The 18,741-nt window shown below is 63.5% G+C and carries 15 protein-coding genes; 8 read left to right on the top strand and 7 right to left on the bottom strand.

Annotated features, from left to right (window positions below):
- The first annotated feature begins 64 nt into the window (after positions 1 to 64).
- Positions 65 to 1,231, top strand: coding sequence for a patatin-like phospholipase family protein (locus tag P3T43_RS12885; protein ID WP_429281428.1), 1,167 nt, complete (start codon positions 65 to 67; stop codon positions 1,229 to 1,231).
- Positions 1,232 to 1,303: 72 nt separating this feature from the next.
- On the opposite strand, the gene P3T43_RS12880 is transcribed toward P3T43_RS12885, so the two are convergent.
- Positions 1,304 to 2,746 (bottom strand): sigma 54-interacting transcriptional regulator, encoded by a 1,443-nt coding sequence (locus P3T43_RS12880; RefSeq protein WP_429281427.1) that lies wholly within the window; start codon positions 2,744 to 2,746, stop codon positions 1,304 to 1,306.
- Between the two features lie 1,752 nt (positions 2,747 to 4,498).
- Here P3T43_RS12880 and P3T43_RS12875 point away from each other — a divergent pair.
- Positions 4,499 to 5,029, top strand: a complete 531-nt coding sequence (locus tag P3T43_RS12875; RefSeq protein ID WP_429281426.1) for an SAF domain-containing protein — start codon at positions 4,499 to 4,501, stop codon at positions 5,027 to 5,029.
- Positions 5,030 to 5,109: 80 nt separating this feature from the next.
- Here P3T43_RS12875 and P3T43_RS12870 read toward each other — a convergent pair whose 3' ends face one another.
- Together P3T43_RS12870 and P3T43_RS12865 are read right to left on the bottom strand one after the other, a co-directional pair.
- The gene (locus P3T43_RS12870; protein WP_429281425.1) at positions 5,110 to 6,945 is read right to left on the bottom strand and encodes an ATP-binding cassette domain-containing protein; all 1,836 of its coding nucleotides are present in this window, start codon (positions 6,943 to 6,945) and stop codon (positions 5,110 to 5,112) included.
- A 4-nt stretch (positions 6,946 to 6,949) separates the two neighbouring features.
- Positions 6,950 to 7,825: an extracellular solute-binding protein gene (locus P3T43_RS12865; RefSeq protein WP_429281424.1), complete on the bottom strand. Its 876-nt coding sequence runs from the start codon at positions 7,823 to 7,825 to the stop codon at positions 6,950 to 6,952.
- A gap of 330 nt (positions 7,826 to 8,155) precedes the next feature.
- On the opposite strand from P3T43_RS12865, the gene P3T43_RS12860 reads away from it, so the two are divergent.
- The 3 genes from P3T43_RS12860 (at position 8,156) to P3T43_RS12850 (ending at position 10,061) form a co-directional block, all read left to right on the top strand.
- Complete coding sequence (locus tag P3T43_RS12860) at positions 8,156 to 8,659, top strand: molybdopterin-dependent oxidoreductase (RefSeq protein WP_429281509.1); 504 nt, start codon at positions 8,156 to 8,158, stop codon at positions 8,657 to 8,659.
- Between the two features lie 159 nt (positions 8,660 to 8,818).
- Entirely contained in the window at positions 8,819 to 9,490 is a 672-nt protein-coding gene (locus tag P3T43_RS12855) for a nitrogen fixation protein NifQ (RefSeq protein ID WP_429281423.1), read from the top strand.
- A gap of 97 nt (positions 9,491 to 9,587) precedes the next feature.
- Entirely contained in the window at positions 9,588 to 10,061 is a 474-nt protein-coding gene (locus P3T43_RS12850) for a winged helix-turn-helix domain-containing protein (protein WP_429281422.1), read from the top strand.
- 44 nt (positions 10,062 to 10,105) lie between these two features.
- Here the strand turns inward: P3T43_RS12850 and P3T43_RS12845 are convergent, their stop codons facing one another.
- From P3T43_RS12845 to P3T43_RS12835, 3 genes are all read right to left on the bottom strand, one after another.
- Positions 10,106 to 11,461 carry a DUF2325 domain-containing protein gene (locus P3T43_RS12845; protein ID WP_429281421.1) on the bottom strand — a complete coding sequence of 452 codons (1,356 nt, stop codon included), beginning with the start codon at positions 11,459 to 11,461 and terminating at the stop codon, positions 10,106 to 10,108.
- Between the two features lie 144 nt (positions 11,462 to 11,605).
- A complete protein-coding gene (locus P3T43_RS12840; RefSeq protein ID WP_429281420.1) occupies positions 11,606 to 12,109 on the bottom strand; it encodes a hypothetical protein in 504 nt (167 codons plus the stop codon).
- 161 nt (positions 12,110 to 12,270) lie between these two features.
- Complete coding sequence (locus tag P3T43_RS12835; protein WP_429281419.1) at positions 12,271 to 13,146, bottom strand: LysR family transcriptional regulator; 876 nt, start codon at positions 13,144 to 13,146, stop codon at positions 12,271 to 12,273.
- Positions 13,147 to 13,249: 103 nt separating this feature from the next.
- On the opposite strand from P3T43_RS12835, the gene P3T43_RS12830 reads away from it, so the two are divergent.
- The 3 genes from P3T43_RS12830 (at position 13,250) to P3T43_RS12820 (ending at position 16,670) form a co-directional block, all read left to right on the top strand.
- Positions 13,250 to 14,869 carry an MFS transporter gene (locus P3T43_RS12830; RefSeq protein ID WP_429281418.1) on the top strand — a complete coding sequence of 540 codons (1,620 nt, stop codon included), beginning with the start codon at positions 13,250 to 13,252 and terminating at the stop codon, positions 14,867 to 14,869.
- 196 nt (positions 14,870 to 15,065) lie between these two features.
- Positions 15,066 to 15,569, top strand: coding sequence for a nuclear transport factor 2 family protein (locus tag P3T43_RS12825; RefSeq protein WP_429281417.1), 504 nt, complete (start codon positions 15,066 to 15,068; stop codon positions 15,567 to 15,569).
- A gap of 168 nt (positions 15,570 to 15,737) precedes the next feature.
- On the top strand, positions 15,738 to 16,670 hold the full coding sequence (locus tag P3T43_RS12820; protein WP_429281416.1) for a 2OG-Fe(II) oxygenase: 933 nt from the start codon (positions 15,738 to 15,740) through the stop codon (positions 16,668 to 16,670).
- A 198-nt stretch (positions 16,671 to 16,868) separates the two neighbouring features.
- Here the strand turns inward: P3T43_RS12820 and leuA are convergent, their stop codons facing one another.
- Positions 16,869 to 18,608: a 2-isopropylmalate synthase gene (gene leuA, locus P3T43_RS12815; protein ID WP_429281415.1), complete on the bottom strand. Its 1,740-nt coding sequence runs from the start codon at positions 18,606 to 18,608 to the stop codon at positions 16,869 to 16,871.
- Positions 18,609 to 18,741: the final 133 nt, after the last annotated feature.

Raw genomic sequence — 18,741 nt, 5'->3', positions numbered from 1 at the left:
CCTGCATTGCATGTTGTCATGCACGCGTGCCATCATCGACCGGGGACGCAACCGGAGAACGAGCATGGTCAATCAGGCAGCGAGCGACACGCCCGACGCAACACCCGGGCAGCCGGCCTGCGCGGATATTCCTGGCCAGATCGTCTTCGTGCTGCAGGGCGGCGGCGCGCTAGGCGCTTACCAGGCCGGCGTGTACGAAGCCTTGCATGAAGCCAAGGTCGAACCGGACTGGGTGATCGGCACCTCGATTGGTGCGATCAATGGCGCGATCATCGCCGGCAATCCGCCTCACCAGCGCATCGAAAGGCTCCGGCAGTTCTGGGAGCAGGTCGCTTATCAGGGCAGCGCAACCGCTGGCCTGTTGCCCGTGCTCGACGAGTGGCTGCGTAACCTATCCATCATGACGCGCGGTATTCCGGCGTTTTTTGCCCCGCAGCTGGGTGCCTTGTTAGGCCTGCATAACAATGGCGGTAAAGGGGCGGCCGCGTTTTATACGACTGAACCGCTGCGGCAAACGCTGCTGTCCCTGATCGATTTCGACTATCTGAACGGCAAGACGACACGTTTGACGGTCGGCGCGGTGGCGGTGCGCAGTGGGCGCATGCGCTACTTCACGAACCGAGATACGCCGCTCGACGTCGACCACGTGATGGCGTCGGCCGCGTTTCCGCCTGGCTTTCCCGCCGTGCGGCTGGAGAACGAGGCATGGTGGGACGGTGGCATTTATTCCAACACGCCGCTCGAAGCGGTGCTCGACGATCACCCGCGGCGCGATTCGGTGATTTTTGCGGTGCAGTTGTGGCCGGCGCACGGCCGGGAGCCCGATTCGATCCTGCAGGTCATGAGCCGGCAGCGCGACATCCAGTACTCGAGCCGAGCCGAAAGCCATCTCGAGCGGCAGAAACAGATTCACCGCCTGCGCCACGTGATTCGTGAACTGGAACAGTACATTCCCGAGGGCCAGCGCGATGCGCCGGAGGTCAGAGAATTGCTGGGCTGGGGTTGCGGGACCACCATGCAGGTGATCGAACTCGACGCGCCGCGGCTTTCCGGCGACGACCTGCACAAGGACATCGATTTCTCGTCGAGCGGGATCGAGCGGCGCCGGGCCGCCGGTTACGATGACACCGTGCGTATGCTCAAGCAGGCGCCGTGGCGCGAGCCGCCCGATCCGATGGAAGGCATTGCTGTCTACCGATCGGATCCGGAGGCCAATCCAGCCGCGGATTGAGGCGCGCAGCGGCTGACTGTGTGGACACAGTCAGCGAAGGCAAGTCTGGCGCGGACTAAGGTAGGCAGCGGCTCAGTGTGTGGACACGGTCAGCGACGGTAAGCCCGGCTCACTGTCTTCGTCGTCTTGTGGCGCAGGCGTATCCGATGCGCGTCCCGCCCCGTCCTGATTAACGCGGTTGGCATGCATCAGCCGGTACAGCGTGGCGCGCGAAACGCCCAGGTCGGCAGCCGCTTCCGAGAGCTTGTAGCCATGCCGCTGCAGGGCCTGCTCGATCGCATCCTTTTCCGCCTTGCTGCGGATTTCGGCCAGCGTGACCGCGGGCGCGTTGGGCGATTGCGGCAGCCCGAGATCGGAGGCGGTGATAAAACGCCCCTCGCTCATCACCACCGCGCGCCGCACGCAATTGATCAGCTCGCGGACATTGCCGGGCCAGCCGTAGTTGGACATGGCCACCACGGCGTCGCTAGAGAAACCGCGGATCTTGCGTGCCCCGTCCTGTCTGTACATGCTCAGGGCGTAGTTGGCGAGCAGCTTGATGTCGCCGCCGCGCTCGCGCAGCGGCGGTTCTACGAGCCGCAATACGCACAGCCGGTGATACAGGTCGGAACGGAAGCGGCCATCTTCGACCGCCTTTTCCAGATCGACGTGGGTCGCCGAGATCACCCGCACGTCCACCTTGATCTCGGCGGTGCCGCCGAGGCGCTCGATCGTGCCTTCCTGCAGGAAGCGCAGCAGCACCGCCTGGCACTCGTGTGGCATGTCGCCGATCTCATCGAGGAAAAGCGTGCCCTGATGGGCGCTTTCGATCCGGCCGGTCTTGCGCTGCACGGCGCCCGTGAAGGCACCGCGCTCGTGACCGAACAATTCGGCTTGCAGCAGGGTAGGCGGAATGGCCGCGCAGTTGATCGCGACGAACGCCTGCGCCGAACGCAGCGAGCGTACATGGATGGCGCGTGCCGTCAGCTCCTTGCCGGTACCGGACTCGCCGGCGACGAATACCGGTGCATCCGTGACCGCGCATTTGTCGATATGACGGTAAAGCTGCAACATGCCTTCGCACTGACCGACCATTTCGTGGCGGCCCATGGACGGTTCGGGCGTGACCTGGACCTTGCGCAGGTTGGACAGACCGTGGGCGTGACCTAAAGCGAAAATGAGCCGTTCGTTCAGGCAGGGCCGGGTCACGAAATCGAAGCAATAGTCGAGGATGAAGCGGCTGACCAGGTCGTTGTCGGATTGGCCCGGCGCGATTACAGCGACCCAGTTGGTTTCGACGCGCCGCATGCACGCTTCGAGCGCCGACAGATACTGCGAGGAGCAATTTTCCGGCAATTCGATCAGGCCGACCTTGATGTTGTCGCGCTCGATCATGCGTTCGGCGATGGCGGTCGTCTTGGCATGGGCGACGTGCCAGCCGCACGCGGCCAGAAATTTGGTGAGCAATTCGTCGGGCCTGGCGGCAACACAGAGCACCGTGCGGTCTATCTCATGCGGCGTGACAGTCGTAGTCATATTACCCCCGAGTGGATGCAGCATTTACGCTTGCTGGGTCAGCGAAGCCGCAACCGCTTTGACGGATCGAGAGAAAATCAATGGCATGCCGAATAATTTGTTCATACGAACTCTCAATTTTCATTTTGTTTGCTCCCCGTTGCTACGACAGTCGACACCCTCCGTCAGTCCCCCTGTATATTGAACTCTATATGATGCATGCCCAAAGGTAGATCAAATTTATTAGACCTGCCATACGAGCAAATCTGGATGCGGAGCCTGACCGTACTTGCCGCTTACCCCGCGATACAGAAGGGCGCGCGCGCTGCATTGCGGGGCGGCATAAGCGGTTGGGTACACGTCGTGTATCGATTCTGTCTCAATCTGGGAACGCTTGTAACGATTATTTTTGAGGGATTGTTAATTCGGAACCGGAAGCTTCGACCGACATGGGCCTTTTATCGACATTCATACACCTGCCATTCGCGTCCGCAGTTAATTGCGCAAACCTTTGCGCTGTATAACGAATGATCTCCGCTTTCGATGTCCCGGCAGCGCCGCCGTTAGTCCGTAAAAACGCAGGAGCGGTCGCCAGGCCTTATTGCAAGCGGCTTTGGCCATTATTTCGCACGGCTTGGAGTGCGAAAGACGACCGATCTGGCCGTGTTGGCGGAGCGCGCAAGTGCGTCGGTCATTTGATCCTCCCCATTGCGGTCAACGGTATTGACGACGACCGAATCGGTCACTTCGTCACATCACAGACCCTTCGTTTGATAGTCGAGCGCATCCCGGTGGCGTCTCACAATTGAGACACTTTGGGCTCGCTTCCAGAACCCACATAGTGACCCACCGATGCTTTTCGGTCTCGGGATTCCGACCGTAGGTATCGCCGCGCGCCGTCCTGGCGAGTCGTGTGCGACAGCAGAAAAACGGGCCGGAAAGAACTTGCCGATGCAACGTTTCCGGCCCCGTAAATTTGCGGTTCGCGCCGAGTCGCATCGCTGCAACAGTTTTGGCGCAGGGCCTCCCACTGCATGCCGGCTTGCGGGGCGCACCGGCCGTCGCGCCCATTGGCATCACACTTTGCGAGGTTCTGGCACGGTCGTCGCTATATGTCCTGCACCCGGCAGTAACCCAATAACGCCGGGGAAGCAAAATCAAACGCAGAAGCAGGACGGGGACCACAGTCGGTGCGGGGCAATAAAGACGGCGCGGGGACACATAAGCAGGACGGGGCAATAAAGACGGCGCGGGGCGCATAAGCAGTACGGGGCAACAAAGACGGTGCGGGGGAATGCACGAGCAGGACGAAAAACAGGCGGCGCGAAGACGCACAGGGAAGAAAAAAGCAACAACCGATCAAGCCCCCGTAAAAGGGGCGACGGGGCCAACAATGAAGGCGCGACGGGGCTAGCAGGAAGGACAAGCCTTCGCAGAAAGGCTTGCAGTACGAGTTTCACAACGGGCGAGTCAACAGCCTGATCGGCAGCCACCGGACGGGGGCGGGTGTTCCCCCTCCGGTGCAGACCGATCGCATCGAAGCTTCGCGGGGACGGCTCAGGCCGGAGGGCACATCGGATCAACACGATCGCCATGGGAACGAAGCAATCGATTGCGGCGCAATTCGACGCCGGCGTTGATGAACGCTCTTTTTTATTTCGCCGAGCCGTCCCACATGGACGGCGGCAGCTTCCCGACCACGAACCAGCCTTGCCCCTCCTGTTCGATCTTTGCCTGCTCGAGTCTGAACAGCGACAAAGTAAGGAGTGCGAGATGAGAAAGATAAAATGGACGGGGACATTCACGGTCACGGCCGCCGCTACGCTGGTAGCGGTATTCTTCGCGTCGCGCGGGATGCCTGCGCAGAGCGCTTCAGCTACACGGATTGCGGTGGCCGCCGTCGATATCGACGTGGGGCAGCGCCTCGCGCCGCGTTTCATCAAACTGATCGATTGGCCCGCCGGCAAGATTCCGCCCGGCGCGTTCAGCGATACGCGCCAACTCGCCGGCCGGGTATTACGTGCCAGTCTGTTGCATGGCGAGCCGCTGACGGAGAGCAGACTTCAGCCGGCAGGACCGACAGCCGTGAGTGCGCATCTTGCCGATCTGGTCGTGCTTGCTGCTGCGGGCGGCGACGCCAGGCCGTTCATGCCTGCTCGCCGCGCCGGTTTGCCAATGTTCAGCCGTGAAAAGCGGCCGGGCGTTCGCGATTTCGATCCCGAGACCCGGGCGTGGTTGGCGCTGCTCGGCGATCCGTGGGCGCAACCTACGCCCACGAGCGTACGGACGCCGCCCCGCGCGTGACAGACGCGGTCCTGCGCTGCAGTGGACAGCGACCGAGCAACCGGGGCGGCACGAAGCGGCAGGCCGACGCGTCGCAGGTCTCAACCGCGAACAGCTTCGGCGGCCCATACCGAAACACCGGCTGTCTCAATCGCAAAGCGGTGTTGCGTGCCTTGGCGCAAACGGCTGTCCTCGCTGGCAATATCGAAGTGCGCACCGCCTATCTCCACGCGGATATAACGCTCGCCGCGGCGCAGTTCGATGGCATCGATGGTGCCGGCATACGGACCGTCGGCGCTCGCCGTCAGCGCGTGCGACGACACCCGCCACATCACCCGCTGGCCCGCTGCGATAGAACGCGCGGCGGTCTTCACCCGCAGCCCGGCGCCGATTTCGAGCATACCGTCTTCGCGCATGACCCCTTCACCGACGTTGTGCAGACCGAGCAGTTCCGCCACGCGCATCGACGCGGGCTGCTCATAGACCACGTCGATCAGACCCGCCTGCAGCACGCGTCCGGTTTCGATGACGAGCACTTCGTCGGCGAGCAGCGCGGCTTCGTCGGGATCGTGTGTGACGATGATCGTCACCGCGGCGATCTCCCGCTGCAACGCGCGCAGCGACTGCTGCAGGCGCCGGCGACGCGGCGTATCGAGCGCGGCGAACGGTTCGTCGAACAACAGCAACTGGCTATGCCGCGTCAAGGCGCGTGCGAGCGCGACGCGCTGGCGTTGACCAAACGACAGCTGACTGGGTAGCCGTCCAACCAGTTTGCCGAGGCCGAGATGTTCCAACCAGTAACGGGCGCTAGCCGCGTCTGCATCCACCGGAAAAGCCAGTTGCTGGGCCACCGTCATATGCGGGAACAGACCGTAGTCCTGCGGCATGTAACCAATCTGGCGCCGCTCGGGCGGCAACTCTTCCAGATCCGTGGTGCCGAGGCGCAGCATTCCGTTTTCGTTGGGTTCGAGGCCTGCGATCAGACGGAGCGCCAGCGACTTGCCGGAGCCGGACGGCCCGATGATCGCGAGGCGTCGGGTGGTAGGCGCCCAACTGACGTCGAGATCGAAGGCGCCGAGATGCCGGGTCAACCGGAGCGCGAGCCGCAGCGGCGCGGCTTCGGCAGCCGGCGGCGGGCCCACGGGCTGGACGGCGGCGTCCTCGTTTTCCAGTTCGGTGGCGCCGTTTTGGCGCCGGCTATAGAGCGACAACGCGGCGCAGACAATGGCGATCGCCAGCGTGGGTAGCAGCAGCGGCATCATGGCCGGCAAGCCCTGGCCGCCGAACACGACATACGTATAGACCGGTAGCGAATACGGGTGATACGCCACCATCACGGTTGCGCCGAATTCGCCGAATGCCCGCAGCCACGCCAGCGCAAGACCCGCGCGAATGGCCGGCCAGGCGACCGGCAGCACGACGCGAAAGAAGCGGCTGCCGGCATGATGACCGAGCGTGGCGGCAACGTCGTCGAGGACCGGATCGACCGCCGCAAAGGCGGACTTCGCGGCAATGATCAGAAACGGCGCGGCGACGAAGGTCTCGGCGAGCACGATGCCGGCGAACGAATCGGTCAGCGTGCCGCCCGTCAGGCGGCCAATGCCGCTATACGGTCCGAGCAGAAACAGCAGCAGCACGCCGCTGGTGAGCGGCGGCAGCGCGAGCGGCAACTGCACCATGAAACCGAGCGCCGCGACCTTGCGCGAGTTCGAGCGGGCCAGAAAATAGCCGAGCGGCACGCCACCGATCAGGATGACGAGCGAGGCCATACTGGCGCTTGCCGCGGAAACGCCCACTGCCGACCACGTGGCGTTCCAGTCGACGTGAGCCCAGTCGGCCGCGCCGAGCTGGGGCACGCTGGCGATGAACGGCGCGCAAAGGTAGGCGGCAAGCAGCGCGGCCAGCCAGAAGAGCGGCCGGGCAGCGATACGCTTCATACCGTTACTGTGCCGCGTCGATCACGGCCTGTACTGATGGCGGGATGGCCTGCCCGTTGCCGGTGACCGTGGGCTTGATCACGTCCACGCCATGCTGCTTCAACAGTTCGCGGCCTTGTGCGCTCAGCAGGAAGTTCACGAAGCGCGCAGCGCCTGCGCTGTTCTGTGCATCGTTCAGGATCGTGAGCGTGTAGCTGGCCTTGGCCGCCAGCTCCGGCGCGGGCTGGAACGCGGGAATCTTCAGGTCCGACGTTTCGGTGGAGTAGAAGAAGCCGGCGTCGAGCTGGCCGGATTGCAGCCGTCCGACCAGCGTTTCTTCGGGCAGCACCTGAGCGGAATTCTCAGGATCGCCAAGCGTCTTCTCGACGAGATCGGGTTGATGATAGAGATCGGCTGCCTTCGTCATCATCTCGACCGTGAAGGCGCCCTTCGGGTCGAGCTTCGGATCGGTACGTCCGATACGGATACCCGGTTCCTGCAGGACCTGATCCCAGCGCTTCGTCTTGAAGTCGGCGGCAAACTTGCTCTTCGGGTTGTAACCGATCATCAGCGGCGACTCGGCGAAACCCACATACCAACTGACATGGTCGCCGTTGTCCGCGCCCATCAGGCTCTGATTGACCTTCGGACTGGCGCTGATGAACACGTCGCCACGGCGCAGCTTGCCCTTGATTTCATTGGCGATCTTGTTCGATCCCGCCGCGTAACCGCGGAACTGCAGGCCCGTGGCCTTCTCGAAAGCCGGCCCCACGCTGCGCTCCATCAGGTTGACCAGCGAGCCGGCGTACAGCACGTTGACGGTATTGTCCTGGGCGAAGCCGGGGGTGGCGGCCAGGAGGCCGGCGACTATCGTGAAAGAGGCAAGCAGCTTGCGAATCATGCGATTTCCCGTAGCGTTATGAAGATCGCTATATTACGACGCCGAAGGGCGCTGTGGGTCGATTCGCCCGTCGTCGGAGATAGGTGCGGCGATATAGCCTGTATGTCGCTGCGCCCCCTGTCAGGCCGGGCGGCGAGCGGCGTAATATATGCCAGAATATGACGTGGCGAGCGGGGCGGCGGCGCGTTTTACGCGTTGGCGCTGAGGTGTCTGTCGCGCTTTCGAGGGCGCCGTTTGCCGCTTTTCCAGGCTGATTTTTTATCGCGGGCGGCTGAATCTTGCTCAACGCGGGCCGTACTCGATGCGGGAGGACCTGCAGGCATGGAACGGATGAATCCGGGCGTGGCACCGGCACCCGAGACGGTCACGGCGAACCGTGCGGCCGCAAGCGATTTCGTTTTGACCGGGCACGTGCTGTGGCCGCTGTCGTTATCGGTCGAGCAGCTCAGACGCTACGACAGCGCGCTCGGTGCACCGTTCGACCTGCGCTGTTTTACGACCAACCGGTTCATTCGCCGCGTGGGCCGATATCGTGGCGTGCTGCTAACCGACCTGATCTCGGAGGCGGGCTTGCGCAACGACGCGCCGGGCGACTTCAAACGCATGGTGTTTGTCGCCGCCGCGCACGACGGCTATGCGGTGGCCTTTTCGTGGCACGAACTGTTCAACACGCCGGTGGGTGAAAGCGTGCTGATCGCCTATGAGTGCGACGGCGAACCTTTGAGCGTGGCAGACGGTGCGCCGATCCTGCATTCCGGCGCCGACATCATGGCGGCGCCGCGGCACGTCAAGCGGCTGGTGCGGATCGACGTGCAGGTGCTGCGCCGGTTGTGACGCGTCTGCGGAGTGTGTGTGTGAGCGTGGGGGACTGCAAGCGGCTATAGGCGGCTATAAGCGGCGTTAGATGGCTTAGCGGTGCGGCCTTTACCGGAAGCCCGCACGCAAGTCGAATCGGCGTCGTACCATGGGCCATCTCTCCGCGGCCCGCAAACCATGTCTGACGATACGCTTCCCGGTTTACCCGCTACGTCGTCTGCTCATGCCGCTCAGACAGGCAGCCTCGACGAGGCTTGTGCCAGGCGAGCCGCCCAATGGATGGCGGCGGCCATCGACGCCCATTCTTTCGATGCGCATCTGTTTGCCAAGCTCATTGCGGCGCGCGAAGTGCGCGGGGAGTGGGCCTTGCTCGGTTTGTCGACCGCGCAATGGGATGGGCTCGTCAGCCGGCATTTTGGCGGGGCGACCGCCTTGCAGGGCCTACCCGGCATTTCGAACGCACGTAAGTCCGCCGACACAACTGTGGCCATCGCCACTCTGAGCCCACACGAGCATGTCGAGTTCGTCGCGGCTCTGCGCGGGTTGCTGCTGCAAAGCGCCAACCCCGCGGTGTCCCTCGACGACGCCCAGTGTCTTGCCTCGATCATCGCGCACGCATGCCTGCGGCCGGACCACCTGTGGCGCGATCTGGGGCTGGCGGGGCGCGACGAAGTGTCCGCAATGCTCGAGCGCTATGTCCCGTCGCTCGTCGTGCTTAACGTCGAGAATCTGCGCTGGAAGAAGTTTCTGGCCCGGCAACTCGCCTTGTCGCTCGGCAAGGAGCCAGGTCCTGCGCCGGGTTGTCCTGGTTGCGAAGACTTCGGCTATTGTTTCCCGCGCGCTTCCTGAAGCCAGCTGGATTATCCGCCGCCGTATCGCTGGCGTGCCTGCCGCGCCCGTGTGGCAGGCACCGTTTCCGAGGACTACCTCGTACCTCGCTTCGTGTATGCTTTCGCGCATGGCCGAATCCGCGAAAACTCAATCCATCCCGGCGAAAAAAATCGCTGCCAAAGCTGGCCTCCAGCCCGGCACGCAAGCTTCCACTCCGCCCTCCACCTCATCGCGCAGCAAGGCACGACCCGAAGTGCGTTTCCGGATGCGCATTCGCAAGGGCGATACCGTGGCGCTCGGACCGGGTAAGGTCGAATTGCTCGAGGCGGTGCGCGAGCACGGTTCGATCTCGGCGGCGGCACGCAGTCTCGACATGTCGTACCGGCGTGCATGGCTGCTCATCGACGAACTGAACAAATCGCTCAAGTCGCCCGCGACGCTATCCGAGCAGGGTGGACAAAGCGGCGGCGGCTGCGTCCTCACGCCGGTCGGCGAGACCATCGTGCGTCTGTATCGTGAAGTCGAGGCGCAAGCCGAAGCAGCCTGCGCAAAACAGATCGACGAACTGATCCGCCTGATCAAGGCCTGAAGCGGCTGGCCCGATCTTCCGCCATGAGGCGAGTGCAATACGCCTCAGCCGTGCCGCAGGCAAAACGCCGACGGCGGCCGCGCGCTGACTGCTGCACTTTGCGACGCGCTGCGCTCGGTCTGCAGGCGCGCGATCAGATCGATGAAACTGGCGACGCTTGCGGTGCGCAGCGGGTGATAGACCACCTGATGACGCTCGCACACGCGCTTTAGCGTATTCATCGAATCGTGATCGATGCAGTCCACCGGAAATACGACGAGATCGGCGCCCGGCAAAGCGGCCGCCAGCAAGCCCTTGCGATCTTCCAGGCCGCCGTCGTGCAGGACGAGTTCGCCGCCGGCCGACGTCACCAGCGCCTTGAGCGCCGCATTCGAACCCGGCCGGCCGCCGACATACACCACCCGCTTGCCCGCCACGCCCGCAAGTCCTGCACGGCGCGCATCCGGCTGATCCAGCGCGTCGAGCGTCGCCCGCTCGAGCGCCTGGCATTCCGACTGGACCACCTTCAGCAACGCCAGCGCCTGATCGCGGCTCTCGCGTAGCGCCTCGGCCGTAGCTTGCTCCTGCAAGGCGCGCTGTTCGGCAGCTTCGCGGCGGCTCGTGTGCAGCGCGAGGCGCTGGTCGGCTTCGGCGAGTCGCGCCTGCAGCGCCCTGGCCTCATCGGCGAGGCTGGCGGTATCGAGGGACGGCTGCCGGCTCGCCTCTGCGGTCAGTTTGACGATCTGTTCGCCCAGTTGCGCGAGCGCCGCGTCGCGCTGTGTGCTGATCTCGTGCAGGCGGCTTTGCTGTCGTTCAAGCTTGTCCCGTAGCGCGGCGTTTTCTTCTTCCAGCGCCACCAGACGGCGGATATCCGCGCGATTCGCCGCTCCCACAAGGTGCGACAACATGTGCAACTCGCCGAACGCGGCCTGGCGAACCGGCATCGTTGCACAGGGATGCGTCATCAGCGCCCAGTAGGCTGGCGGGATATCGCCGTTCTTGAGCGCCTCGTTCCACAGCGCCAGCACGGCGTCTTCATCGCGGGCCTGATCGAAGCGGCGGATGGCGCCGGCGTAGCGCTCGTCGAGCGCCTTATGCAGCGCCTTGCTGCCTGGGCCGCCCGCAATGGCGAGTTCGACTGCTGTGTGATGAATTTCGAGGTCGGTTGCGTGCTGGCGGTCGAGACCGGCGAATTTGGGGACGAGCTTGCGCAGTTCGTGCGTAGTGAGGCACGTGCCGATCACGGAGCAATGCAGATTGGGATCGAGTTCCGCCAGTCGGGTGCGCCGTTTCGAGCCGGCGAAAGACGCGGACGAGGGCGCCGCGCAGCACGCGTCGGCCGCACGCAGACGGGCCGCGGCGCTGTTTTCGTCACGGCTGGCGTCAGCGGTTCGAGCAAGGCGAAACGGGGGAGCTTGCATGATGACCTCGAATCCGGTTCCGGTGTCAGGACTCGCCGGCGAAGTGCGCCGGATACGCTCGAGGCTGTCACCATCATTCTCAGTACCGTAATATATCATCGAATATAACGGTAAAAGCGTAGTGGGCTGCCGTGCGGCATTGTCCTAATCGTCAGAAAACAGGACCAGCGGCGCCCGCGCGTGCTGCTGCAGCACATGGTCGACACACAGTCCCACGAAGGTCGCGTCGAGGCGGTCCAGTTCCGCTGCGGCCTTGCGCAGCGCGACGGGGTCGTTGCTATGGGTGTCGGAGAAAATCGCGTCGCGTAACTGTTCCGCTGAGCGGGCTTCTTCGATCGCCGCTCTCAGCTCGTAAAAGCGGGCAAACCCCGCTGCTTTGCCTTGTTCCGCGAGCAAAGAGAGCAACTGGTTGAACGAGTGCGAGCCAGAGGCGCGCGTGGCCGGCGTGCTCCCCTGAGCGTCGGCGAACATCTGCACGAAACGCAGCACGCTGCCGTATAGGCGCCTGAAAGCGTCGACGACATCGCGGATCAGCTCCGCACGCCCGCGATCGGGTGCGGCTTTCAACGCCGTAATCGTGCTGGAAAAACGCTTCGCGGGCCGCTCGCGGCGTTGCGCCGATTCGGGCAGGGTGGATCGACTGCGCACCAATCTGGGCTCCAGGTTGCCGGTTGTTTCGTAAGGTTGGGAGCGGGTCCCGGGCGTATGGATGAGCGGATGCGCCCCTGATCCGTTTTCTACCGTCGTATTCTGTAGGATATAACGAATGGCGTCGCGCGTGGTAACGGCACAGCACGACGCACACCTTGCTATCGACGCTTTACATGGTCCACGAAGAGACGCACCGCAGGGGCGCGTTCGAATTGCCGGTAGGCGAGTGCGATTTCGGATGGCACCGGTTTCCCGCTGATCGGCCGGTAGACCACGCCCGGCAGAGCAATGCAGTCGGCCAGCGTGTGCGGCACGACGGCCACGTTGCCGCCCAGCGATACACAGGCCAGCACCGCGGCGAGCGTGCCGGGCTGTGGGCCGAGCTTCGGCACGAAACGGCCGCGGCGGGCTACTTCGTAAGTGCCGGATTCCTGCTCCGGCAGCACGAACCACTCGTCGCGCAAGCGCGCCGGAGCCAGTGTCGCCGAGGCCGCCAGTTCGGAGTCTTCCGGCAGCGCAAGCACGAACGTATCCCGATGCACCGTGGTGACGCGGATGCCTTCGCTCAACTGCATGGGCGGGCGCACAAAGGCGACATCGAGCTGGCCGTCGTTGAACATGCTGGGCACGCGATCCATGGGCACCTCGCGAATGCTGACGTCGATGCCGGGATGCGCAGCACGGAAGCCGCCCACCGCTTGCCGCAGCACACCGGCATAGGCGGCCGAGGCGACATAACCGATTTCAACGCGGCCCAGTTCGCCACGCTCCGCAAGCGCGGCACGTTCCGCACCGCGCGCCAGATGGTCGAGCGCCGGCGTGATATCCGCGAGATACGCTTCGCCCGCTGCGCTCAGCGCCACCGAACGTTTGGTTCGATGAAAGAGCCGCACGCCAAGCAATCGTTCGGCTTCCTGAATGTGCCGCGTCAGAGACGGCGGGGCGATCTCCAGTTCTTCGGCCGCCCGCGAGAAATGAAGGTGTTTAGCGACGCAGGCAATACAGCGGAGATGGTGCAGTTCGAGCTGTCGCATAGTATTGTCAGATTGATCAATTATTTAGCGATTCTATGTCAATGACAGCTAATTGAGACCCCGCTAGAGTGGTGCGAGTCTTTTTCCAGTTCCGGTGAGCCGTATGCCCCAGATTCCCGATGAGCGGAGCAATCGCGCCGCAGACCCATCTCACCCGGCTGCAGCCAGGCGCAGCGCCACCCACGCGGGTTTCGTGCTCGCCACCGCCTCGGCGACCTGTGCGCTGATCGTGCTCGATACCAACGTGGTGGCGGTCTCCTTGCCGTCGATCGCGCGCTCGTTCCACGCCAGTTTTGCCGACGTCGAATGGGTGGTCAGCGCGTATATGGTCGCCTTCGCGTCGTGCCTCCTACCCGCAGGCGGTCTGGCCGACCGTTTTGGCCGCAAGCGCATGCTGTTGCTCGGCCTAGCCGTGTTCGCGCTGGCGTCGCTTGGCTGCGGCGTGGCGCCGTCGGCGGCGGTGCTGAATGTGGCAAGAGCGGTGAAGGGCGTCGGCGCGGCGATGCTGCTGACCGCCGCGCTGGCCGTCATCGCCAATACGTTTCATGAAGGACCGCAGCGTGTGCGGGCGTGGGCGATATGGGGCACCTGTATGGGATTGGCGACGACCGTAGCGCCGCTCGTCGGCGGCGTCATGACGCAATGGCTCGGCTGGCGCTGGATCTTCCTGATGAATCTGCCGGTTTGCGCGGTGTTGGCCGTGTGCGTCCTGCGCGCGATCCATGAGTCGCGCAACCGGGACGCTGGACCGGTCGATGCGGCGGGCAGCCTGTTATTCGGCCTGGCTCTGGCCGTGGGCATCTGGGCCCTGATCGAAGCGCCGGCAGCGGGATGGGCGAGTGGCGCCACGGGCATCAAGCTATCGGCTGCGGCGCTGCTGCTGGCGGCCTTCGTTCAGGTGCAACGGGTGCGCCGGCACGCCATGGTGGATCTGGCGCTGTTCCGTCAGTCGCGTTTCGTCGCCGCGGTCCTCGCCATGTTCGGCTATGCCGCTTGTGCGCAGGTCATGATGACCTTCCTGCCGCTTTATCTGCAGAATGCCTTCGGGCTATCCGCGATCGCGGCTGCCGTGGGAATGCTGCCGTTTGCGCTCGCGATGGTGCTGGGTCCGTATGTCGGTGCGCGGTTGTCGAAGCATCGGTCGAGCATGTCCATGCTAAGCATAGGATTACTATTGATTGGTGGCGGCAACCTGCTGACGGCCTGGATTGCCGCGGCAGGTCGTTACGACCTTGTGGCGTGCGGCATGGTGATCACGGGTCTTGGTGCAGGCGTATTGAACGGCGACACGCAAAAAGCCATCATGGCGTGCGTTCCACCCAACCGTACCGGCATGGCATCGGGAATCAGCACGACGACACGCTTTACGGCCATCGTGACGTCGGTCGGGGTGCTCGGTGCGGTGCTGGCGGCGCGGACCCAGACCGTGTTCTACGCGCGCCCCGAGCTGAGCGCGAGCGTCAGGCATCAGCTCGATCCGGGCTTCATGTCGAGCGTGCTGGCTGGCGATAGCGCTCAGGCCAGTGCGCATCTGCCAGCGGCCATTCGCGACTCGCTGGCGCTCGCCGCGCATGCGAGCTTTGCCAGCGGTTTTGCCGCGGCGCTCTATCTGGCTGCGGCAACGGCGATCGTGATCGCGCTAGCGGTCCGGTTGCTGGCCATGCGTGCGGCGGATCGTATGGCGGGGCAGGCTGGGGGTGTGACGGCGCGCTCGGTCAGATAGGTTTCCGGGAGCAGCAGGTTCTGCTCGACGGGCCATTCGCCGGCTTGGATCCGATCGCCGTTCTTTTGCGGGGGGCCGGACGGTTTGGATGGCACAATGCAAGCGCCGCAGCAAGTGGGTTGGATAAACCACTTGCTTAGTGGCGCTGTGGACATTCGCCAGACGCCAATCCGTCTAACCGGGGAAAACGCCAACCATGAGTCATCCGAACACCGAGTTGATCGATCGCTTCTACGAGGCATTTCAACGGCGTGACGCCGAAGCCATGGCTGCGTGCTATGCGGACGACGTCGTCTTCAGCGACCCCGTGTTCGGCGAACTGCGCGGCGAACAGGCGCGCGACATGTGGCGCATGCTGGTGCAGCGTGCCCAGGCGTTTTCCCTGACGTTCGACGCCGTCGACGCCAATGATCGAACCGGTCGCGCCCATTGGGTGGCGCGTTATCTGTTCAGTCAGACCGGCCGCACTGTGGTCAACCGGATTCAGGCGCAGTTCGTGTTCCGGGACGGGCGCATCGTCGAGCATCGAGATAGCTTCGATCTGTGGCGCTGGTCACGACAGGCGCTGGGCTTCAAGGGTGTCTTGCTCGGCTGGACGCCCTTCGTGCAGCGGGCGATTCGCACTCAGGCGAAGAAAGGCCTCGCGGCTTACCGGGCGAAAGGAGCGCAAGGGTCAACCTTGCGCGAGACGGCACCGTAGTTCACGAAACGGCTTCGAGGGGCTGGCCATCCGGTCTACTTGCGCGAGGCCAGCCAGATGATGCAGTATTTCGTCAGCGGACGCGCTGCACCTGGGAGGGCAATAGCAGGGGTTAGCTGCCAATTGCCGGGCGCGCCGAACTATCAAAATCAAATGGGACGAATACCTATGCCTGTCGTGGATGCGGCTTGGGAGGATTGGCTCGCCACCAATGCAAAGCGCGGCTGTACCGTGCATTCGATGATCGAAGCAATGATGGGAGCGGGTTTCGATTCGTTCTCGGCTAGCGCTGCGGTGCAGCGCGCGGTCAGCCTGACATCGGCAGGGGCGAGTTCCGGCAACGGGGTGAGCGCTGCTGTCGCGAGCCAGGTAGAAACACCAGACGCGAACCAGGCCGGGGGCGGCACCGTGGCACAACTGGTCAAGGCGCCACAAGGTGTCTACCAGTACGACGCGCTGCCGGTAGCGAGCGGCAACCTGATCCGGGCGTTCGATCGCGACGTAAAAGTGCTGATGCGTTGCGAGCGCCCCCAGGTGGTCGTATTCGGCGACGTGCTCTCACCCGAAGAGTGCGCCGAGATGATCGAGCGTTCGCGACACCGCCTTAAGCGTTCCACCACCGTCAACGCGGAAACGGGACAAGAGGACATCATCCGCAATCGCACCAGCGAGGGTATCTGGTTTCCGCGCGGCGAGGATGCGTTTATCGAGCGCATCGACCAGCGGATTGCCAGCCTCATGAACTGGCCCATCGAAAACGGTGAAGGACTGCAGATTCTGCACTACGGCACGAGTGGCGAATACCGTCCACATTTCGACTATTTTCCGCCGGATCAGCCGGGCAGCGCCGTGCATACGGCACGGGGCGGACAACGTGTGGCGACCCTCATCGTCTACCTCAACGATGTGCCGGATGGTGGGGAAACCATTTTTCCTGAGGCAGGATTCGCGGTTGCCGGCAGACAGGGTGGCGCGGTGTATTTCCGCTATCTGAACGGCCAGCGGCAGCTCGATCCATTAACTTTGCACGGCGGCGCGCCGGTGCGGGCCGGCGACAAATGGATCATGACGAAGTGGATGCGCGAGCGGGAGTACGTCTGATCTTGATGCACTGAGGGTTCGGGACACAGTTGCTGTGCGAGACGCTTCGGCGCGGTCAGATGCAAGAGAACCAGCGTGGCGGGCGATCTGCTGCGCTGGATCTGGATGCAAGTGGCAAGTCACAAGTGGCGTGGGCGCCGCACCAGCGGCCCCACGCTTCACCTGCGCTTCGTCACAGGTGGCTGCGCAAGCGCATCATCAGCCTGCCTGCAGCGCCTTGCTGCGTTCGCTGTCATGAGTGACTTCGCGCAGCACCGCATCGAAGAAATGCGCCTGGGATTCGGCATCTGAGCGCGCATACGCCCGGTTGATCCCGCTGATCACAGCGCGGATCGACGCCGTAATCAGATTCGCGTCGATGCCCACGCCGAACGCGTTACCCACCACCTGCGCGCCGGCCATTTCGGCAATCGCAATCGCTTTCGCGTCGGCGCCTTGCGTGAGCGCGCGTTCCTCGTAATGCTGGATCCGCACCGGCGTGCGCAATGCGTGCATCAGCGCGTCGAGCGGGCCGTTGCCTTCGCCGGCCAGCACGGTACGCTCGCCGTCGAGTTCCACGGTCAGCTTGATGCGTTCGCGGCCGCCATCTTCCGACAGCGTATGGCCGATGTAGCGCAACGGGGAAACGCTACGTACGTATTCGTCCTGGAACACCTCCCAGATCTTCTGGGCGCTGACTTCCTGGCCGCTTTCGTCGCTCACTTGCTGGACCGCTGAGCTGAAGTCGACCTGCAAACGGCGCGGCAGGACCACGCCATGGGTCTGTTCGAGCAGATAGGCGATGCCGCCTTTACCCGACTGGCTATTGACGCGGATGATCGAATCGTAAGTACGGCCCAGATCGCGCGGGTCGATCGGCAAGTAGGGCATTTCCCACATCGCATCGTCCTTCTGGACGGCAAAGCCTTTCTTGATGGCGTCCTGGTGCGAGCCGGAGAAGGCCGTGAACACGAGGTCCCCAACGTACGGATGACGCGGGTGGACCGGCAATTGCGTACATTCCTCGGCGGTGCGGGCGACTTCGTTGATGTTCGAGAAGTCGAGGCCCGGATCGATACCTTGCGTGTACAGATTGAGCGCGAGCGTCACGAGGTCGACGTTGCCGGTGCGTTCGCCATTGCCGAACAGGCATCCTTCGACGCGATCGGCGCCGGCCATCACGGCCAGTTCAGCCGCTGCGACCGCGGTGCCGCGATCATTGTGCGGATGGACGGACACGATCAGCGAATCGCGCCGCGCCAGGTTGCGGTGCATCCATTCAATCTGGTCTGCATAGATGTTCGGCGTGGACATTTCGACCGTCGCCGGCAGGTTGACGATGGCTTTGCGTTCGGGTGTCGGCTGCCAGATGTCGAACACGGCGTCGCACACTTCCTTGGCGAATTCGAGTTCGGTGCCGCTGAATACCTCGGGGCTGTATTGCAGCGTGAAGGCGGTTTCCGGCGTCGCGTCCACGAGACGCTTCATGGTGCGCGCTGCCTTGACGGCCAATTGCTTGACGCCGTCGCGCTCGAGCCCGAAGACGATCTTGCGGAATTCCGGCGCGGTAGCGTTGTACAGATGGACGATCGCACGCGGGACACCGCGCAGCGATTCGAAGGTGCGCTCGATCAGGTCGTCACGCGCCTGCGTGAGCACTTCGATGGTCACATCATCGGGAATATGGCCACCCTCGATCAGTTCGCGCACGAAATTGAAGTCGGTTTCCGACGCCGACGGGAAAGCGACTTCAATCTGCTTGAAACCGATCTGAACCAGCGTCTTGAACATGCGCATCTTGCGTTGCGCGTCCATCGGCTCGAACAGGGCCTGATTGCCGTCGCGCAGATCGGTACTCATCCAGATCGGCGGATGCGTAATGGTGCGCGAGGGCCAGGCGCGATCAGGCAAGTTGACAGGAGCGAAAGCGCGGTACTTGGTAGCAGGATTTTTCAACATGGTGGGCTCGTGGGTTCAAAAGCGACGCAAAAGGAACGAGACGAAGCGCGGCCGCCGGTTGGCAACCGGGGCAAGGTCAGCAAAGCTTGGGAATTATTGACGCTTCAGATGCGTTAGATGCAGGAAGCGCGTA

The organism is Paraburkholderia sp. GAS41 (assembly GCF_050436545.1).
GTDB lineage: Bacteria > Pseudomonadota > Gammaproteobacteria > Burkholderiales > Burkholderiaceae > Paraburkholderia.
This window is presented reverse-complemented; position numbering and strand designations above follow the sequence as displayed.

What these genes read in the sequence shown, in the direction of transcription:
- P3T43_RS12885 (WP_429281428.1), top strand. Translation starts at nt 65, where the DNA reads ATGGTCAATCAGGCAGCGAGCGACACGCCCGACGCAACACCCGGGCAG.
- P3T43_RS12880 (WP_429281427.1), bottom strand. Translation starts at nt 2,746, where the DNA reads ATGACTACGACTGTCACGCCGCATGAGATAGACCGCACGGTGCTCTGT.
- P3T43_RS12875 (WP_429281426.1), top strand. Translation starts at nt 4,499, where the DNA reads ATGAGAAAGATAAAATGGACGGGGACATTCACGGTCACGGCCGCCGCT.
- P3T43_RS12870 (WP_429281425.1), bottom strand. Translation starts at nt 6,945, where the DNA reads ATGAAGCGTATCGCTGCCCGGCCGCTCTTCTGGCTGGCCGCGCTGCTT.
- P3T43_RS12865 (WP_429281424.1), bottom strand. Translation starts at nt 7,825, where the DNA reads ATGATTCGCAAGCTGCTTGCCTCTTTCACGATAGTCGCCGGCCTCCTG.
- P3T43_RS12860 (WP_429281509.1), top strand. Translation starts at nt 8,156, where the DNA reads ATGAATCCGGGCGTGGCACCGGCACCCGAGACGGTCACGGCGAACCGT.
- P3T43_RS12855 (WP_429281423.1), top strand. Translation starts at nt 8,819, where the DNA reads ATGTCTGACGATACGCTTCCCGGTTTACCCGCTACGTCGTCTGCTCAT.
- P3T43_RS12850 (WP_429281422.1), top strand. Translation starts at nt 9,588, where the DNA reads ATGCTTTCGCGCATGGCCGAATCCGCGAAAACTCAATCCATCCCGGCG.
- P3T43_RS12845 (WP_429281421.1), bottom strand. Translation starts at nt 11,461, where the DNA reads ATGCAAGCTCCCCCGTTTCGCCTTGCTCGAACCGCTGACGCCAGCCGT.
- P3T43_RS12835 (WP_429281419.1), bottom strand. Translation starts at nt 13,146, where the DNA reads ATGCGACAGCTCGAACTGCACCATCTCCGCTGTATTGCCTGCGTCGCT.
- P3T43_RS12830 (WP_429281418.1), top strand. Translation starts at nt 13,250, where the DNA reads ATGCCCCAGATTCCCGATGAGCGGAGCAATCGCGCCGCAGACCCATCT.
- P3T43_RS12825 (WP_429281417.1), top strand. Translation starts at nt 15,066, where the DNA reads ATGAGTCATCCGAACACCGAGTTGATCGATCGCTTCTACGAGGCATTT.
- P3T43_RS12820 (WP_429281416.1), top strand. Translation starts at nt 15,738, where the DNA reads ATGCCTGTCGTGGATGCGGCTTGGGAGGATTGGCTCGCCACCAATGCA.
- leuA (WP_429281415.1), bottom strand. Translation starts at nt 18,608, where the DNA reads ATGTTGAAAAATCCTGCTACCAAGTACCGCGCTTTCGCTCCTGTCAAC.